Annotated in this window: 16 protein-coding genes and 1 pseudogene; 6 read left to right on the forward strand and 11 right to left on the reverse strand. The window is 61.6% G+C overall.

Annotated elements, in window-relative coordinates; translation table 11 throughout:
- Positions 1–12: 12 nt before the first annotated feature.
- From ftsH to tolQ, 8 genes are all read right to left on the reverse strand, one after another.
- Positions 13–1,956 carry an ATP-dependent zinc metalloprotease FtsH gene (ftsH, locus tag J3R84_RS14675; RefSeq protein ID WP_025424724.1) on the reverse strand — a complete coding sequence of 648 codons (1,944 nt, stop codon included), beginning with the start codon at positions 1,954–1,956 and terminating at the stop codon, positions 13–15.
- A gap of 100 nt (positions 1,957–2,056) precedes the next feature.
- A complete protein-coding gene (tilS, locus tag J3R84_RS14680) occupies positions 2,057–3,397 on the reverse strand; it encodes a tRNA lysidine(34) synthetase TilS (RefSeq protein ID WP_025424725.1) in 1,341 nt (446 codons plus the stop codon).
- A complete protein-coding gene (ybgF, locus tag J3R84_RS14685) occupies positions 3,387–4,418 on the reverse strand; it encodes a tol-pal system protein YbgF (protein WP_025424726.1) in 1,032 nt (343 codons plus the stop codon). Before ybgF ends, tilS begins: the two co-directional genes overlap by 11 nt.
- Before the next feature lie 197 nt (positions 4,419–4,615).
- Positions 4,616–5,146: a peptidoglycan-associated lipoprotein Pal gene (gene pal / locus J3R84_RS14690; protein ID WP_025424727.1), complete on the reverse strand. Its 531-nt coding sequence runs from the start codon at positions 5,144–5,146 to the stop codon at positions 4,616–4,618.
- Between the two features lie 182 nt (positions 5,147–5,328).
- A complete protein-coding gene (gene tolB / locus J3R84_RS14695) occupies positions 5,329–6,639 on the reverse strand; it encodes a Tol-Pal system beta propeller repeat protein TolB (RefSeq protein WP_025424728.1) in 1,311 nt (436 codons plus the stop codon).
- 78 nt (positions 6,640–6,717) lie between these two features.
- Positions 6,718–7,797: a cell envelope integrity protein TolA gene (gene tolA, locus J3R84_RS14700; protein WP_203528361.1), complete on the reverse strand. Its 1,080-nt coding sequence runs from the start codon at positions 7,795–7,797 to the stop codon at positions 6,718–6,720.
- Positions 7,798–7,806: 9 nt separating this feature from the next.
- Positions 7,807–8,259: a protein TolR gene (gene tolR / locus J3R84_RS14705; protein ID WP_025424730.1), complete on the reverse strand. Its 453-nt coding sequence runs from the start codon at positions 8,257–8,259 to the stop codon at positions 7,807–7,809.
- Positions 8,260–8,286: 27 nt separating this feature from the next.
- Complete coding sequence (gene tolQ, locus J3R84_RS14710; protein ID WP_025424731.1) at positions 8,287–9,009, reverse strand: protein TolQ; 723 nt, start codon at positions 9,007–9,009, stop codon at positions 8,287–8,289.
- Positions 9,010–9,317: 308 nt separating this feature from the next.
- Between tolQ and J3R84_RS14715 the strand changes: the two genes are divergently transcribed.
- Both J3R84_RS14715 and ligD read left to right on the forward strand, forming a co-directional pair.
- Positions 9,318–9,608, forward strand: a complete 291-nt coding sequence (locus J3R84_RS14715) for a hypothetical protein (RefSeq protein ID WP_025424732.1) — start codon at positions 9,318–9,320, stop codon at positions 9,606–9,608.
- A gap of 78 nt (positions 9,609–9,686) precedes the next feature.
- Positions 9,687–10,813, forward strand: a pseudogene (ligD, locus tag J3R84_RS14720) (non-homologous end-joining DNA ligase); the annotation flags it as partial.
- 161 nt (positions 10,814–10,974) lie between these two features.
- Here the strand turns inward: ligD and ybgC are convergent.
- Positions 10,975–11,430, reverse strand: coding sequence for a tol-pal system-associated acyl-CoA thioesterase (ybgC, locus tag J3R84_RS14725; protein ID WP_025424733.1), 456 nt, complete (start codon positions 11,428–11,430; stop codon positions 10,975–10,977).
- 127 nt (positions 11,431–11,557) lie between these two features.
- Here ybgC and J3R84_RS14730 point away from each other — a divergent pair, with 127 nt between their 5' ends.
- From J3R84_RS14730 to J3R84_RS14745, 4 genes are all read left to right on the forward strand, one after another.
- On the forward strand, positions 11,558–12,778 hold the full coding sequence (locus tag J3R84_RS14730) for an NAD-dependent epimerase/dehydratase family protein (protein WP_203528346.1): 1,221 nt from the start codon (positions 11,558–11,560) through the stop codon (positions 12,776–12,778).
- Positions 12,775–13,638: a glycosyltransferase gene (locus tag J3R84_RS14735; protein WP_057206609.1), complete on the forward strand. Its 864-nt coding sequence runs from the start codon at positions 12,775–12,777 to the stop codon at positions 13,636–13,638. Before J3R84_RS14730 ends, J3R84_RS14735 begins: the two co-directional genes overlap by 4 nt.
- Positions 13,635–14,525, forward strand: coding sequence for an NAD-dependent epimerase/dehydratase family protein (locus J3R84_RS14740; protein ID WP_025424736.1), 891 nt, complete (start codon positions 13,635–13,637; stop codon positions 14,523–14,525). Before J3R84_RS14735 ends, J3R84_RS14740 begins: the two co-directional genes overlap by 4 nt.
- 190 nt (positions 14,526–14,715) lie before the next feature.
- Positions 14,716–15,930 carry a hypothetical protein gene (locus J3R84_RS14745; protein WP_057206614.1) on the forward strand — a complete coding sequence of 405 codons (1,215 nt, stop codon included), beginning with the start codon at positions 14,716–14,718 and terminating at the stop codon, positions 15,928–15,930.
- A 76-nt stretch (positions 15,931–16,006) separates the two neighbouring features.
- On the opposite strand, the gene J3R84_RS14750 is transcribed toward J3R84_RS14745, so the two are convergent.
- Positions 16,007–16,375 (reverse strand): hypothetical protein, encoded by a 369-nt coding sequence (locus J3R84_RS14750; RefSeq protein ID WP_025424738.1) that lies wholly within the window; start codon positions 16,373–16,375, stop codon positions 16,007–16,009.
- Positions 16,375–17,274, reverse strand: coding sequence for a metallophosphoesterase (locus J3R84_RS14755; protein WP_025424739.1), 900 nt, complete (start codon positions 17,272–17,274; stop codon positions 16,375–16,377). The genes J3R84_RS14750 and J3R84_RS14755 overlap by 1 nt, the downstream gene beginning before the upstream one ends.
- Positions 17,275–17,379: the final 105 nt, after the last annotated feature.

Raw genomic sequence — 17,379 nt, forward strand, 5'->3', positions numbered from 1 at the left:
AAACCAAAACCGCTATTGCGGCTGCGGCTCGAACCCACCTTCGGATTCTTCGCCCTTGTTACCCGACGAACCCTCTTTCTTCACGCCAGCGGAAGGCACGGCGGAGCCGCGATGCGGCGGGGTGTCGTCGCCGAGGTCGCGCGCCGGCTTTTCGCCGCGGATCAGCGCTTTGATCTCTTCGCCGGTCAGGGTTTCGTATTCGAGCAGCCCTTCCGCCAAAGCCACGAACTCGTGGTTCTTGTCGGTGAGGATCTTGCGGGCGGTCTCGTAGGCCTCATCGATCAGACGACGGATTTCGTTGTCGATCTTCTGAGCGGTCGCTTCCGAAACGTTCTTCTGCTGCGCAACGGAGTGACCAAGGAAGACTTCCTGCTGGTTCTCGCCGTAGGAAACCTGGCCAAGCTGGTCGGAGAAGCCCCATTGCGTCACCATCGCACGAGCAAGCTTGGTCGCCTGCTCGATGTCGGACGAAGCGCCGGAGGTGATGTTCTCCTTGCCAAAAGTCAGTTCTTCGGCAACACGTCCGCCCATCATGATGGCGAGCCGCGAGACCATCCACTTGTAGCTCATGGAATAACGGTCGCCTTCCGGCAGCTGCATCACCATGCCAAGCGCCCGTCCACGCGGAATGATCGTCGCCTTGTGCAGCGGATCGGCCGAGGGAACGTTGAGCGCCAGGATTGCGTGTCCGGCTTCGTGGTAGGCGGTCAGCTTCTTTTCGGCTTCGGTCATGGCAGAGGAGCGGCGCTCCGCACCCATCATGATCTTGTCCTTGGCGTCTTCGAACTCGAGCATGGTGACGACGCGCTTGTTGCGGCGCGCAGCCATCAGGGCCGCTTCGTTGACGAGGTTCATCAGGTCGGCACCGGAAAAGCCGGGCGTGCCGCGGGCCAGAACCTTGAGGTCGACATTCGGCGCCAGCGGCACGTTGCGAACGTGCACCTTGAGGATGCGCTCGCGGCCGTTGATATCGGGGTTCGGCACCACGACCTGGCGGTCGAAACGGCCCGGACGCAGAAGGGCCGGATCGAGAACGTCGGGACGGTTGGTCGCCGCGATCAGGATGATGCCTTCATTGGCCTCAAAGCCGTCCATTTCGACCAGCAACTGGTTCAGCGTCTGCTCGCGTTCGTCGTTGCCGCCGCCGAGACCGGCGCCGCGATGGCGACCGACGGCGTCGATTTCGTCGATGAAGATGATGCAGGGCGCATTCTTCTTGGCCTGTTCGAACATGTCGCGCACACGGCTTGCGCCGACGCCGACGAACATTTCGACGAAGTCCGAACCGGAGATGGTGAAGAAGGGAACGTTGGCTTCGCCTGCGACCGAGCGGGCAAGCAGCGTCTTACCGGTACCGGGAGGGCCGACGAGCAGCACGCCGCGCGGAATACGTCCGCCGAGCCGCTGGAACTTCTGCGGGTCGCGCAGGAATTCGACGATTTCTTCCAGATCCTGCTTGGCTTCATCGACACCGGCAACGTCGTCAAAGGTGACGCGGCCATGCGCTTCCGTCAGAAGCTTGGCCTTGGATTTGCCAAAGCCCATGGCGCCTCGCGAACCGCCCTGCATCTGACGCATGAAGAACAGCCAGACGCCGAGGATCAAAAGCATTGGCAGCAGCGTGCCGATATAGCTCAGGAACCCGGAGGAGCCGTCGGTTTCCGGACGAACGGTCACCGTCACGTCCTTGGCTTCCAGACGCTCGGTGAGCGCGGTGTCAACCGAAGGTGCATAGGTCTGGAACGTCGCGCCGCTTTCAGAATAGCTGCCGATGACCTTGGAGCCAGTGATCACGACTTCCTTGACGCGGCTCGCATCGACGTCCTTGAGGAACTGCGAGAACGGAATCTCGCGCGAGCCGGTGCGCTCGGTCGGTTGCTGAAACATGCTAAACAGCGCGATCAGCAAAAGCGCTATGATTGCCCATAGGGCAAAATTACGAAAATTAGGGTTCATCGAACTCCCCGGAACCTGTCACGACCCGCACATTTCGCCGGGCCGCTTTCTTGCCCCTAACATAGGGTTCTGGCGACGCCTTGCCAAGGCAAACCGCCAACTACCGTTCCATTTCTGTCAACAGATCGTGAACCGGCGACCGAACATAGGGCTGACGCCCGAACAATCCGGCAATCATCTCCGCCATGATCAGGTCGAAACCCGGCAAAAAGGTGTCGTAGGGGCCTATGCGCGGCTCAACGTCGGTCTTCGCGACGCAATTGTCGTCTGTGGATACAACACAAGGCGCGGAAACCGACGCCCGCTTGGCAACGCCCGGTGGCAGTCCTGCGGCAATAAGTCTCTCCTGTTGCAGGCCGCCATCGTTGGTGGCGCCGATCTGCACCATGCCATTTCCGACATTTCGAACCGTAAAGCGGCCGTCCCAGATGCCGGCTTCGCCGGGCCTCAGCGCCAGAAGCCGCAGATCACGCGCCTCGCGATAGAGGTAAAGGCCGGTCGCACGCCTGTCGAACACGACGCGTCCCGCCGTCAGCCGTCCGGGTTCGTCCCGCTCGAGAAACGCCATCAGTCGCGTGACCGTTTCCGCGGCCAGTGGATGCGTCCTGCCACCGACGACGGCAGCCATCGCCAGAAGCGCGCGGCGGCAGTCGGCGTCGACGCATCCGGCGACAGCAGCGCCCGCAAAGCTCACCACGAGGTTTTCGTGAACGCGCGCATGAAGCTTCAGCCAGGCGGCGGCCCTTGCCGAGGAGCGCGCCCGCGACGCAGCATCCCATGCGGCAGCCACTTCGCCACCCGTTTCGGCGAGGCGCTCGCGGGTGCGCACACGCTCAAAGCGCATATTCATGTTGCTCGGATCGTCGAACCAGCCAACGCCCTCCGCGCTCAGAAAAGCGCGTATGTCGGCGCGGCGAAGGCCGAGAAACGGGCGCAACACCCAGAAGCGCCTGTCGTAGAGCGTTGCGCGGGCCATTCCGGCGCCACCGGGCCCCTGCCCACGCTCGGACCGCATCAGGATCGTCTCGCGCTGGTCATCGAGGGTGTGCCCGGTGACGATGCAGGTGGCCCCGAATTCATCGGCAGCGCTCGCCAGCAGTTGATAGCGCTCGTTGCGTGCCGCGGCCTGAATTCCCGCCGTCGGCTTGTGGCCGTCCCAGCGTTTGACCATATGTGCAATGCCGAGGCTGGCGCAGAAGGCGGCGATCGCCTCCGCTTCATCGGCGGAGCCGGGCCTCAGGGCATGGTCGACCGTGCAGGCGGCAAGGGAAAGGTCGGCTTTGCCGGTTGCCTCGATCGCCCGGTGCAGGGCAAGAAGCAGTCCCTTGGAATCGCTACCGCCTGAGACAGCTACGAGCAGTCGGGCGGGCCGATGGAAGAATGAAAGAAATCGTTTCGCCGTTTCGAGAACGGCCAGGTGCGCCGGCGTCTCAGCAGCCAAAGCGGCTTTGCTCGCTCGTCACCTTTGCGCGCACGGCCGGCGAGGCCTTCGGGTAGCGCTTGTTCACCTCGCGCAACGTGGCGCAGGCGGTTTCCTTGTTGTCGAGCGCGCCAAGCGACATGCCGAGTTTCAGCAGCATTTCCGGAGCCTTCGGCGATTTGGCGTGCGCCTGATGCGCATTCAGGAACGTCTTGGCGGCTTCGCTGTACTTGCCCTGCGAATACTGCGCTTCGCCCATCCAGAAGCTGGCATCGGCTGCCTTTTCGCCCTGCGGGAACACATCGAGATAGTCGCGGAACTCCTGTTCGGCGGTGCTGTAGTCGCCGGAAAGCACGTGCCCATAGGCCGACTGGTAGAGGTCGCCGGGGTTGTCCAGCGCTGCCGTCTGCCGCTGGCTATCCGGATTGGCGTTGAGCCCGCCATCGGTGCCCGGAAGTGCTACGCCGGGATCGACACCGGGAGGCGTGGCGTTGGCGCCAGGCTGTGCGTCTGTCGTCGTCGAAATCGGATTGCCGCTCTCGTCGAAGACGATCTGGCCGAGCGTCGTCGGCGGTGCCGCACCGGTCGTGCCCTGATTGGCACCCGATGCGGCCATGCCGGTGCCAGGATCGACAGGCGCCATCGTCTGGCTATCCGTCACCTGAGGGGTGACGGACGCCTGATCGCTGGACTTCGGCGTCTGCAATGCGCCGCTCTTCTTCGGGGAGGCCTTGCCGCTTTCCAGATCCTGGAAGCGGAACTCGTTGTCCTCCTGGAACTTCCGGATCTGCTCCTGCATCTGCAGGAGTTGGAAGCTCATTTCCTCGATACGCCCGTTGAGCGAGCGGATCTGTTCTTCAAGTTGGCCGACCCGTGTGGTTTCGGACGCCTGTACCTTCACGACGGGAAGACTGTGCGCCCCTGCCGTGTCGGCGTGTGTCGTTCGGGCCATGAGCCCGGAAAGCGGCATGGCGTTTACTGTCTGGCCCAGGCCCGAAAGGGCCGCGAGACCAAGCAGTCCAGCCACGACAAATTTCTTCATTTCATTTGTCCTGTTCGAATACCGGTTTTCCCACCCTGGAATCGGGGCCCGCAATACATCTCGCCGATTCATCTGGATGATTGCCGCACAGTTTTCCAATTACCCTGAAAAAGCAACGGAGTTCGGCCAAAGTGTGGTAAAAAAGCAAAGGGCGGCACAAGGCCGCCCTTATAATTTAGCGATGCGTGATCGGAAGATCACATGCCGGCGCCACCGAGAACGGTCACGGCGCGGCGGTTCTGCGACCAGCACGAGATGTCGTCGCAAACGGCAACCGGCTTTTCCTTGCCGTAGGAGATCGTCTTCAGGCGGTTGGCCGGAACGCCGCGCGAAATCAGATAGTCCTTGGTGGAAGCAGCGCGGCGAGCGCCGAGTGCCAGGTTGTATTCGCGGGTGCCGCGTTCGTCGGCATGGCCTTCGACGGTGACGGCGTAGTTCGGGTACTTGGCCAGCCACTGAGCCTGACGGTCGAGCGTCTGCTGGGCGTCGGCGCGGATCGAGGTCGAGTCCGTGTCGAAGAAGATACGGTCGCCGACATTGACGGTGAAGTCCTGCTGCGAACCCGGCGTTGCAGCGCCGGCGCCGAGACCAAGCTCGTTGGCATTGTTCGGCATGTTCTTCTTCGAGGCGCAGCCAGCGATGGCAAGGGTCATGACAAGTGCGATCATGACCGGGTTGCGAGCGATGGTCTGCATGCGGCCTGCGGCCGGGGTGTCAATTCGGCTCATGCGCCGGTCTCCTTGAGAAGTGTCTGAATTCACGGTTGCCAGACTGTAACCGGAAGCGGTTAATCGCTATTCAACAGTTATGGTTAACAAATCGATAATTTAAGCTCGGCGCCTGCTAGACCAGCACTTTGCGGCGAGAAAGCGGCATCGTAGCCACAATCCCCGCCGCAAAGGCGAGCCTGCTATTCAAGCCGCGGCGACCAGGCCGGGTCCGAGGCAAAGCCCTGTGTCGGGACCGCCTGCTCGTTGTAACCGGTCAGATCGATCGAGTAGAGCTGCGGTCCGCCGGCACCGGCGTTCTGGCGGAAGAACATCAAAACGCGGCCGTTCGGCGCCCAGGTCGGCCCTTCATTGTGGAAGCCTGTGGTCAGGATGCGCTCACCCGAACCGTCCGGCTTCATCACGCCGATCGAGAACTTGCCGCCCGACTGCTTGGTGAAGGCGATGAGGTCGCCACGCGGAGACCAGACCGGCGTCGAATAGGAACCGTCGCCGAAGGAGATGCGGCGCTGACCGGAACCATCGGCACCCATGACGTAGATCTGCTGGCGTCCGCCGCGGTCGCTTTCAAAGGCGATCTGGCCACCATCCGGCGAATAGGACGGCGCCGTATCGATCGCCGGCGTGCTGGTGAGCCGTGTCGTCGTGCGCGAGCGCAGATCCATCGTGTAGATGTTGGCGTTGCCGTCCTGCTGCAGGCTCATGATGACGCGCTGGCCATCGGGCGAGAAGCGTGGCGAGAAGGTCATGCCCGGAAAGTTGCCGACAACCTCGCGCTGTCCGGTCTCCAGTTGCAGCAGATAGACCCGCGGCTGCTGGTTTTCGAACGACATGTAGGTGACTTCCTGACGGTTCGGCGAGAAGCGCGGCGTCAGAACGATGTCGTTGGAGTTGGTGAGCGGTCGTGGATTTGCGCCATCCTGGTCCATGATCGCAAGCTGGCGCTTGCGGGCGGTCTTCGGGCCGCTTTCGGCAACGTAGACGACACGCGTATCGAAGTAGCCCTTTTCGCCGGTGATGCGCTCATAGATCGCATCGGCGATGATATGGGCAACACGACGCCAGTTTTCGGGCTGGGTGAAGAACTGCTGCCCGGTCATCTGCGTGCCGGCAAACGTGTCCCAAAGCCGGAACTCGGCCTTCAGGCGACCGTCGGCCTCCTGCGTCACGCGACCGGTGACGAGCGCCTGGGCGTTGATGACCTTCCAGTCCTCGAACCGCGGCGCGGCGTCGGGGTTGCTGATCTTTTCGATGAAGGCACCGCGGTCGATCGGCTTAAACAGGCCCGACCGCTTGAGGTCGGCTGCGACCACGTCCGAAATCTTCTTGCCGAGTTCACCCTGCAGGAAGTCGGTGATCGCGATCGGCAACGGTTCGACATTGCCCTTGTTGATGTTGATTTCAACGACCGCATTCGCCGGCGTCGCCGCCACGAAGGCGGCCAGCAGACCCGCTGCCACCATCAGGGCGCGGAAAAAAGAGCTCTTGATCATAGAGACAAGCCTTTCAGCTTAGTACGAAGGGTTTGCAGGGTTGGTTTGCTATCCGGCATGATTCCAATCCCGGCAGCTCTAGAGTGCGAAATCCGAGGGGTCGAAGTTCAGCACGAGGGTATTCCATCCTTTTTCGCCGTCATATTTTTCAGGCGGCAGGTTCTGTAGCGGTGCCGAGCGGCGGAGCGCGCGCAGCGTGCTGCTCTCGACGGCGCGGCGCGTTCCTTCCGGCCCCCCCGTGGCGGTCACCTCCGGCTCACCGACGATGTTGCCCGAGGGATCCAGTTGCACCCGGATCGAGACGCGCACTTCCTCGACGCCTGTGAGACCGGCCATCAGCGACCATTTGTCCTGGATCTGACCCTTCACACCGTCGATCTCGTTGGCGCTCAAGCCCACGCCGATGGTCTTCTTGCCACCGAGAGCCGCCTCCTGCGTCGAGCGCTTGGCGCCACCGGCAGAGGGATCTTGCCGGTTGAGAAGGGCGGCAATTTCGTCAGCGTTGAACTTGCTTTCCTCAGTGGAGGCCGCCTTCTTCTGTTCCTTCGGCGTCTGCTCGTTCTTGCGGTCAGGTGTCTTTGCCGACTGTGCCGGTTTTTCGACCTTGGGCTTGGCAGCCGGCGTCGGCACCTTTTCGGGCAACGCTTCGGCTTCCGGATTTTCGGCCGGCTTTTCTTCGGCCGGCGCCGATTGCGGCTTGGTTTCGGGCTTTACTTCCTGCTTGGCTTCCGGCAGTGCCGCGACTTCGGTCGCCGGTTCGGAAGCAGGCTTCGTCTCCTCGACCTTCTTGATTTCCTGCTCGACCGGATCGGGCGTCGGTTCGGGCTTCTCGTTCTTTTCCGGCGAGGCCGTGGCCTCGCTCTTCGACGGCTTGGCGTTCGGCGTCGGCGGCGTTTTCAGGTCCGTGTCGTTGTCGCCGATGTTCTCGGCCGGCTGGCTCGTTTCCGGACGTTTGGTCGGAACCGGCGACGATGTTTCCTTCTTCGGTGCCTTCTTGTCGCCCTGCTGGACCTGGGTTATTTCCGAATAGGGTACGATATCGACAGGCAAGGCTTCGACGTCGGCGACCTGGAAGTCAGCCGGGCTGCCGAGCGAAACCAGCGCCCAGGTCAGAACCAGAGCGTGAAGCAGACCAGATGTGGCGAGACTGCCCTTCATGGCCAAGGATCACTTTTCCTGTTCTTGCAGCGTCACGAGGCCGAGGTTCTTGAACCCGGCAGCCGAGATGCGCGCCATGACCTTCATCACCGTGCCATAGTCGGCGTTGGTGTCGCCGCGGACATAGATGCGTTCGTTGTAGCCGGTGGTGGCAATCGCCTCGAGCTTGGGCACAACCTCTTCGATTGCGATCGGCGTTTCCTGCAGGAAAATCTCGCCGGCCGGGTTGACCGAAACGGTGATCGGCTGCGTATCGGAGTTGAGCGCCTTGGCCTGCGTTTCCGGCAGGTCGATCGGCACGCCGACCGTCATCATCGGTGCGGCGACCATGAAGATGATCAGCAGCACCAGCATCACGTCCACAAAGGGCGTGACGTTGATTTCGCTCATGATCGCTTTCTTGCCGCCGCGGCGGCGGCGACCGCCGCCCGACCCCTTGGCTCCGCCAACCGACATACCCATCAGCGTGGTCTCCGTGCTCTCTGGCGATTACTGCGCGGCCTGGCGCGGGTTCTGCAGTTTCTCGTCGATCTGCCGCGACAGGATCGCGGAAAACTCGTCGGCGAAGGCTTCCATACGCGCCGACAGTTTGCCGGCGTCGGCAGAAAACTTGTTGTAGGCGATAACGGCGGGAATAGCCGCAAGCAGGCCGATGGCAGTTGCCAGCAGCGCTTCGGCGATACCGGGGGCCACAACTGCAAGGTTGGTCGACTTCGAACCGGCGATCGCCTGGAACGAGGTCATGATACCGACGACGGTACCGAAGAGGCCGATGAAGGGTGCCGCCGAACCGATGGTCGCGAGCGAACCGAGGCGCGCTTCCAGCGATTCCGATTCACGCGCAAGCGTCACGTCCATGGCACGGTCGATACGCATCTGCAGGCCGATCGGCGAGCGAGCGCCGCGCTCGAAGCTCTTCTTCCATTCGCGCATCGCCGAGACGAAGATCGCCCCCATGCCCGCCGTCTGGCGGTCGGAGAGCGTGCGGTACAGCTCTTCGAGCGATTGGCCCGACCAGAACACCTGCTCGAAGCCGTCGAGCTGGCGACGGACACGGCCGTAGTTCAGCGTCTTGTCGACGACGATCGCCCATGTCCACACCGAAGCTGCAATCAGCCCCAGCATGACCAACTTCACGACAAAGCCCGCTTGCATGAACAGCGACCAGAGGGTCACATCGTGCGTCGCAGCGGCCAATCCAACCTGTTCCATCGTTTTCAGTCCCCGAATCCAAACACCCGGCAAGAGCGGCTCATGCTCGTGACCGGGTAGCCCAAACGTCCTGTTGCAAGAATGCCCCGGCGCCGCCGCTGGTCGCACCATCGCGACCTTTATTAGCTTATGGTTGCCTTCTTGCCGTCAATTTTGGTCAAAGGATGACGTGCACTGCACAAATCCTGATGGGCTGATTAAGACACCATTATGGTTAAGGGAGTGTTACCGTGCTGTGTCTTTCCGGCCGCACCTTGAGGCCAAGCGCCCATCACGGAACTTCCCTCGTCGGCGGGCGTTTTCTCGCCATGACCACGCAAACGACACGACATCGCGACCGGCGGTCCACCCCGCAGCACTTCGATCAGCGCGATCGCTTGATCCTGGCACTCTACGCGCAGTTGAAGGCCGAGCGGGAAACCCGCGCCGCGCTGGAAGAGGCACTCGCCAACGGCGTCCTATCCAGCGAGGTGCTTCAGGCAATCATCTCCGATCCGATCCCTGCCATCACCAGCGAAGATATCGCGGGCATCGAGCAGGCCCTCGCCCAAGACGCAGTCCGCGCGTCAGGCACCAAACCGCTGAACGGAGAACGCTGACCTGCGCAAGAACCCGCTCATCAAGCGACGGCACGAGCTGCAAGCATTGCTCGACGGCATGGGGCCCGCCGGCACACGCCGGATCTGGTGGCCTAGTTCGACTTAGCCGAGTTCTCTGACGATGGACACATTCGCCACGGCGCTTCGAAGGGCTGCGCCGCGACAAGGAGGCCAAGGCCGTGACACAGGAAAGACCGAAGATGACGAAGGAGCCCGAACCCGATGCGAAACGTGCGCCGAACCAAGCAGTGCGTGCGCAGGGCAACGCGAAGCGTGCCTCGCGCGAAACGCCGAGCGCGGCGAATTCGGTTACGGACGACACCGTTCTCGGCGTTCGCATCACCCATCCGGAGCGCGAGCTGTTCGAGGGAGGGCGCATCACCAAACTCGATCTCGCCCGCCACTACGCCGTCGTGGCGGACAAGATGCTGCCCTTTGCCAGCGGTCACCTGCTGTCGCTGATGCGGTGCCCGCAGGGCGGACGCGGCCAATGCTTTTACCAGAAGCATGCCAGCGAGGGTTTTCCGGCCGAGATCCGCGAGACACCGGTGAAGGAATCCTCCGGCGACACCGAGAACTACATGTATGTGCGTGATGCCAAGGGTCTTGTTGCGGCGGTCCAGATGGCAACGCTGGAATTTCACATCTGGGGATCGCCGGTCGACAAGATCGAGACGCCGGACCGATTGGTGTTCGACCTCGACCCCGACCCAAGCGTCGATTTTTCAACCGTCAAGGACGCCGCACTCAGCCTTCGAGACGCGCTCGACGACATCGGCCTGCAATCGGTTCCGATGGTTACCGGCGGCAAGGGCGTGCATGTCATCGTTCCGCTGGCGCCACGCGCACCATGGGAGGACGCGAAACGCTTCGCCAAGTCGTTCGCGCAGGGCTTTGCCGACCGCGATCCGGATAATTTCATTGCCACCATGTCGAAGGCAAAGCGCCAGGGCAGGATCTTCATCGACTGGCTGAGGAACGAACGCGGCGCGACAGCGATCGCTCCCTATTCCACCCGAGCCCGCGCAGGTGGACCGGTGGCAACGCCCGTCAGCTGGAGCGAGCTTTCCAACCTCGACGCAGCCAACGGTTTCCATATCGCCGATATCCTCCAGCGCATCGAAAATGGAATGGAACCCTGGTCTGAGCTTGGCGATACAAGGCAGTCCCTGACCAAGAAGATACTGGATACGCTGGCCGAATAAGCGGGGCGGCTAGGCCGCCACCTGCCGCAGGCCCTCGATCCATACGTACGTCCGCATGATCGTCAACTGCACAAACGGTACGGGTTGCAACTAACCTCCTGGCAACGAAAAAAGCGCCCTTCAGAAAGGACGCTTCGATGCATGCAACAGCACGTGCCGGCTTAACCCACGCTTTGCCTTGCCTGTGTGAATTTCGTCGCCAGCGCTTCGGGCAGGCGGCGGGGACGGCCCTGGCCGTTGATCACCGCGATAATCACCTTGGCGGCGATCAGCAATTGCCCATCACGGCGGATCTCCTGCAGCAGCACCATCTTGGCACCGCCCGCTTTCTCCGTCACCGTGCCGATCGTCAGGATGTCGTCCATGCGCGCCGGCGCCTTGAAGTCGATCTCCATCCGATGCACGACAAAGACGAGACCCTCGCTGTCCCCCTCGATCGCCAGCGTCGCCTGCTCGACGCCGAGCAGCCGCAGGAAATCCGTGCGGGCGCGCTCCATGAAATGCAAGTAGCGGGCGTGATAAACGACGCCGGAAAAATCGGTGTCTTCGTAATAAACGCGCTGGACCAGTCGATGGCCGCCTTCGGTCAGTTCGCCTGCAATCGAGATCAGGGACATGCTTCTCTCCGACAAGAATTTCCCAAATCCTGTGCAGGAACAAAAAGGCATTTGCAAGCATTGCAGCTTTGTCACAAACCTATCCTACACGTGACACAGCTTTCCTTCCTGATCAGGAGAACCGTGCATGAAGATTGCGATCCTCGGCGGTGATGGTTTCATCGGCTGGCCAACGGCCCTTCACCTGTCCGACGCCGGTCATGACATCCATATTCTCGACAATCTCTCACGCCGCTGGATTGATACCGAGCTCGGCGTGCAGTCTCTGACCCCGATGGATTCGATCCAGGAGCGTACCCGCATCTGGCATGCCGAAACCGGCCGTCGCATTCATTTCAACCTGATCGATCTTGCCCGCGACTACGAGCTTTTGAAGAACTGGCTTACGCAACACCGCCCCGACGCGATCGTGCATTTCGCCGAACAGCGCGCAGCGCCCTATTCGATGAAGAGCGACCGGCACAAGAATTACACCGTCAACAACAACGTCAATGCCACGCATAATCTGCTGAACGCCCTCGTCGAACTCGAACTCGATGCACATCTGGTGCATCTCGGCACCATGGGCGTCTATGGCTATTCCACCGTCGGCGCGGCGATCCCCGAGGGTTATTTGCCTGTTCGCATCGAGACGATGGCGGGCAAAACCGTGAGCCAGGACATCCTCTATCCCTCGAATCCCGGCTCGATCTACCACATGACCAAGTGCCTGGATCAGCTGCTTTTCCAGTTCTACGCCAAGAACGATGGCCTCAGGATCACCGACCTGCACCAGGGCATCGTCTGGGGCACCCACACGGAGCAGACCCGCAGGCACGCTCAGCTGATCAACCGTTTCGACTATGACGGCGACTATGGCACGGTGCTGAACCGTTTCCTCATCCAGGCGGCGATCGGCTATCCGCTGACCGTGCATGGTACCGGCGGCCAGACACGCGCCTTCATCCACATCCAGGATTCCGTGCGCTGCATCGAACTGGCGCTGAAGAACCCGCCGGCCCGTGGCAGCCGCGTCGAAATCTTCAACCAGATGACGGAAACCCACCGGGTGCGGGACCTCGCCGAAATGATCGCCACGATCTCCGGTTCGCAGATTGCCTGGCTGCCCAACCCGCGCAAGGAAGCGGCGGAAAACGAACTCGTCGTGCACAACAAAAAGTTCCTGGGGCTTGGCCTTGATCCGATCCGTCTCAGAGATGGTCTGCTTTCCGAAATCGTCGATGTCGCCAGGAAATTTGCCTATCGCGTCGATCGCTCGCGCGTTCCGGCCGTCTCCGCCTGGACCAAGGATATCGCGATGCGCATCAACCACGACCCTGAGGGCAAGCGGCTGAAATCCGTTTCATGACATCACTTGACGATCACCCGGAGGGGCTCCGCCCCTCCTCCCCTGCCTCGTCCGATCATGCATTCGTGACGCTCGTCACCAATGCCGACTATGCGCTCGGCGCCCGCGCGCTCGTCCGCTCGATCCGCCTGACGAACACCCCGGCCGATATCGTCGTTCTCCACACTGGCGGCGTTGCCGCCGACGTCCTTGCGCCACTCTCAACAATCGGCTGCCGCCTTATCGAAACGAAGCTGCTGCCGCTCTCGGAAGCCTTCAACGAGCGCCACGGCAAGCGCAACGTCCACGACAAAGCGCCCTTCACCAAGGGGCGCAAGCCGGCTTTTCATTCGCCGCTCGACAATTTCTGCAAGCTGCGGCTCTGGCAGCTGACAGAATATCGCCGCTGCGTGTTCATCGACGCCGATGCGATCGTTCTCAGAAACATCGACCGGCTGTTTGGCTATCCGGAGTTTTCCGCCGCGCCGAATGTCTATGAAGGTCTTGCCGATTTTCACCGTTTGAATTCCGGCGTCTTCGTTGCCGAGCCATCCATCGCGACGTTCCGCGCCATGCTCGAAAGGCTCGACGCGCCTGAAGCCTTCTGGCCCCGCACCGACCAGACCTTCCTGCAGAGCTTTTTTCCCGAATGGCATGGCCTGCCGGTGACCATGAACATGCTGCAATATGTCTGGTTCAATTTGCCAGAACTCTGGGACTGGTCGTCGATCGGCGTGTTGCACTACCAGTACGAAAAGCCGTGGGAGAAGGACCATCCCCGCACCAAGCAGCTTCGTCCGTTGATCGACCTCTGGTCCGCCTACCTCACCGGCGAGAATATTCCAGACATAGCAACCCTTGCGAATCCGGCTCAGTCATGACGCGCGTGCTCGTCTCCGGTGGCACCGGTTTCGTCGGCCGCTTCATCGTCGAGCATCTGATGGCCGCCGGGTATGACGTTGTTGCCGGCGGCCGCACTCCGCCCGCTCCCGCCTTCTTCTCGAAGCCTGTCGCTTTCGTTCCGCTCGCTCTCGACCCGGATATCGATCAGAGCGTCGCCTTCCGTGACGTCGACCACTTCGTCCATGCCGCCTTCCAGCATGTCGCCGGGCGTTATCGGGGCGGCGAAGGCGATGACCCGGACGGGTTCCGCCGCAGCAATCTCGACGGCTCCGTCCGCCTGTTTCGAACCGCCCGCGACCACGGCGTGAAGCGCTGCGTCTTCCTGTCGAGCCGCGCCGTCTATGGCGACCAACTGCCGGGCGTAGAACTGTTTGAAGATACGGCCTGCCATCCCGAAAGCCTCTATGGCAGCCTCAAGCTGGAAGCCGAAAATGCACTGGCCGCACTAGGCACGAACGCATTCAAGGCGGTGAGCCTGCGTGTGACCGGCGTCTACGGACCGTCCGGCACAGGTGCCGCTCACAAATGGCAGCCGCTTTTCGATGACTATCTCGCGGGCCGAGAGATTGCGCCACGCGCCGGCACGGAAGTTCATGGCGATGATGTGGCCGCCGCCGTTCGCCTCACCCTCGAAGCACCGCTCGACGGCCTGACGAGCGGCGTGTTCAACGTCTCCGATGTGCTCGTCGACAACTGTACCATTCTGGCAATGGTTCAGGATATTACCGGCTCCAAGCACGCCCTTCCGCGCCCGGCCACGCTGACCACCTTCAACGCCATGAATAGCGAGAAGATCCGAGCAGTTGACTGGCGGCCGGGCGGGCTGGAGCGATTGCGGGCAACGGTCAGAACGCTGCTTGCCTGACGCCGCAAGCGCATAGGACCAGCGTCCTGCTTGTCTAATTTTAGGACTCGTTTAAAGAGCTTTAATGTACAAATAATTACCTCAGGTTGTCTTCGAATATCTGCGTTAAGGTGGCTGCGCGGGCCGGTTCCGGTCTCGCTCCACAGCTCAACCTCCCGTCGATCGACGGCGCTTCGAAGGAAACAAAACGATGCCTATCGAGACGTTGAATCCTGAAGTCTGGAAGCTTGTCGGCACTTTGAACGGTGAATGGAGAACGAACGGCGGTAAGGATTTTGGATGGGGTACGGTCAAAACCTCATCGCAAACCCTGACCGCGAACGCCTTGCTATCGGTCTACAAGCTGATACACGGCGATCAGAATCTGACGCGCGACTATTATCTCGTTGCCGGCGATGTCTACCACGGCATTCAGGGCTCGCCGTCCAAGCCGTCGTCCAATTGGGTCTCGGTCGGCTTTTATGCCAACCACATGAATCTGCGCATTGAAACGACCTCGGCACAGGCACGTCTCTTGACGTTCGGGCCGAACAGCACGGTCGAGCAGGCAACCATCAGCTTCTCGATCGGCGGCGAACTGAGCGCCGAGTATAGTTCGGAAGGCCCGAAGGCGGGCGCTTCGCTCAGCGCCAACGTCGGCGTCAGCTTCACCGCTTCCGAGGTCTCGTTCGCGGCCCGCCCGGAATCGCGATCAATCGAATGGCACACCAGCTTGCCGCATGTCGGCTGGGTGTCGTCGGGAATGCCGGCAAATCCCGGCCGCCCATCCTATGCCGGCTATATCTGGAACCCAGCCGTGATCATCGAGGTGCCGCAGGGCGCAGTGCCCAATCTCAAAGGTCGCTTCGAAGTGGATTTCGAATACAATTGGACACGCGGCATCCGCAAGCGGTCGTTCACCCCCGGCATCGACCTCGTTTATCAGTCCCTCATCAAGACCGGCGCCGACGACGCGCAACAGGAACAACAGCTTCCGACGATACTGGAGACGCTACGCTCTCTCGCGGCGACAACCGGCCGGGACGGCAAGACCGATACCTTCCTGATGGCGCTTGAACGCTCACGCGTCATCGATGCCTTCGGGGACAGCAATCTCGACCAGATCGTCATCGCACCGACCAATATCGCTATTCAGGACTATTTCGACAAACACCCACAAACCGCGCTGGAGGCTGTCTCACCCGCGAACCAAAGCTGGCTTGACGCCTGGATTGCAGAGCGGGTCATCAGCACCCCGCCCAACTCGATCGAGGTTGCCAAGCTCAGCACATCAATCAAAGGGATCGCGGGGATGGCAGGAGATTGGTTCGAGTGCGCGGATGGTTTGCTTTTGGTAACCGACACCTATGAAGTCGTACCCGGCTTGCGTAGCGCTCTACAAAATCTCTTCGGCAAGGCCGCCTGACGCGGTTTGCTCAACACCCATAAACAGAAAGGCCCGGCGTCGCGCTCGACGCCGGGCCTTTCCTTCTGATCACGGGTCAAACCAGACCCCTGATCCCCCAACTCAAGCCACCGACAGCAGGCCCATCATGGGCTCGATCCGCGCTTTCATCGAATTTGCCGGTTTTATCCGCCGTAAGCACGAAGAGAAGGCTGTGCGAGACAACGATCGCGGCGGCAAGCAGCAGGCCATAGGCCATCAGGATCACCGTCATCGGAACGACGAAATTGAGCTGTGGCAATGCGCCGAGCATCAACGGCACGCGCCAGGAGGTTGCCGATATTACACCGGAGACGAGGAAGGTGCTGCGCTGCTTGGTCGACATGCCTTCCGTCAGCGAGCGGCCGATCTGCATCTTCACCTTCGGCAAGATCACCGAGCCCGTTGCTTGAATCGACGCTGTCATTAGCCGATATCGATGGCAACGATTTCCGGAGGCGATCCGATCCGGATCGGCAAATTCGAAAGACCCAATCCACCGGAGACGATCATGTGACGACCGTCCTCGACGACGTGGCCGTAGGCATAGCGGTTGCCGTATCGCGACGGGACAAGCGGCGCATAGCCGAGAATCCTGACCTGCCCGCCATGGGTATGGCCGGCGAGTGTCAACGATACACGCCGGGGCACGTCGACAAAGATGTCCGGCTCGTGGGCCATCAGGATGATCGGATCGTCACCATCCATGCCGGCCATCGTGCCGGGCAGGTCATCGAGCCCGGGGATCATGCCTGAGCCGTCGGGAGCCAGGTAGGTTGGCTCGAGTTGATCGGCCAGACCGGCGAGCCAGAAGGATCGTCCGTCCTTTTCGAGCCGCAGCGCACGATTGTCGTAGACCGGGATGCCAACGCCGGCAAGCGCCCTGTGGGCTATTGTCGGACCATGCCCGGCCAGACGGGCGACCGGATCGTTGAGCCAGTCGTGATTGCCTATGATCGCGTGGACCCCGAGAGGCGCTTTCAGCCGCGCCAATGCCTCGGCCCAACGGGCGGGTTCGACGAAACCGGTCAGGCGCAGGCTGCTCATATAGTCGCCGAGAAGGAGGATGATGTCGCCACCAAGCGCACTGGCCTGATCGCAGATGCCGGCAATCCGGTGCACAGGCATCCAGGGTTCGCAGGCGTGGATATCGGCCAGGACGACGACCCTGAGCTTGAGGCCTGGCGGCCAGTTGGCAGGCCGCAAAGCGTAGGACGTCACCAGCGGCCGCTGCAACGGCTCGACCCCCACCGCATAGGCGCTGGTGCCAAACCCAGCCATCACCAGCCCGCCGAGAAGCTTGAAGAACCCGCGCCGCGCCAGCATTCACTCTTCCCTTCAATGGATGGACGCCAAGCCGCCTGCCACCTTCATCGAGGCGATGCAGGTAATGGAAAGCGCTCGTCCAACGTCGACGGCCGGCTCTTTCCC

This window comes from Ensifer canadensis (assembly GCF_017488845.2).
Taxonomy (GTDB): Bacteria; Pseudomonadota; Alphaproteobacteria; order Rhizobiales; family Rhizobiaceae; genus Ensifer; species Ensifer canadensis.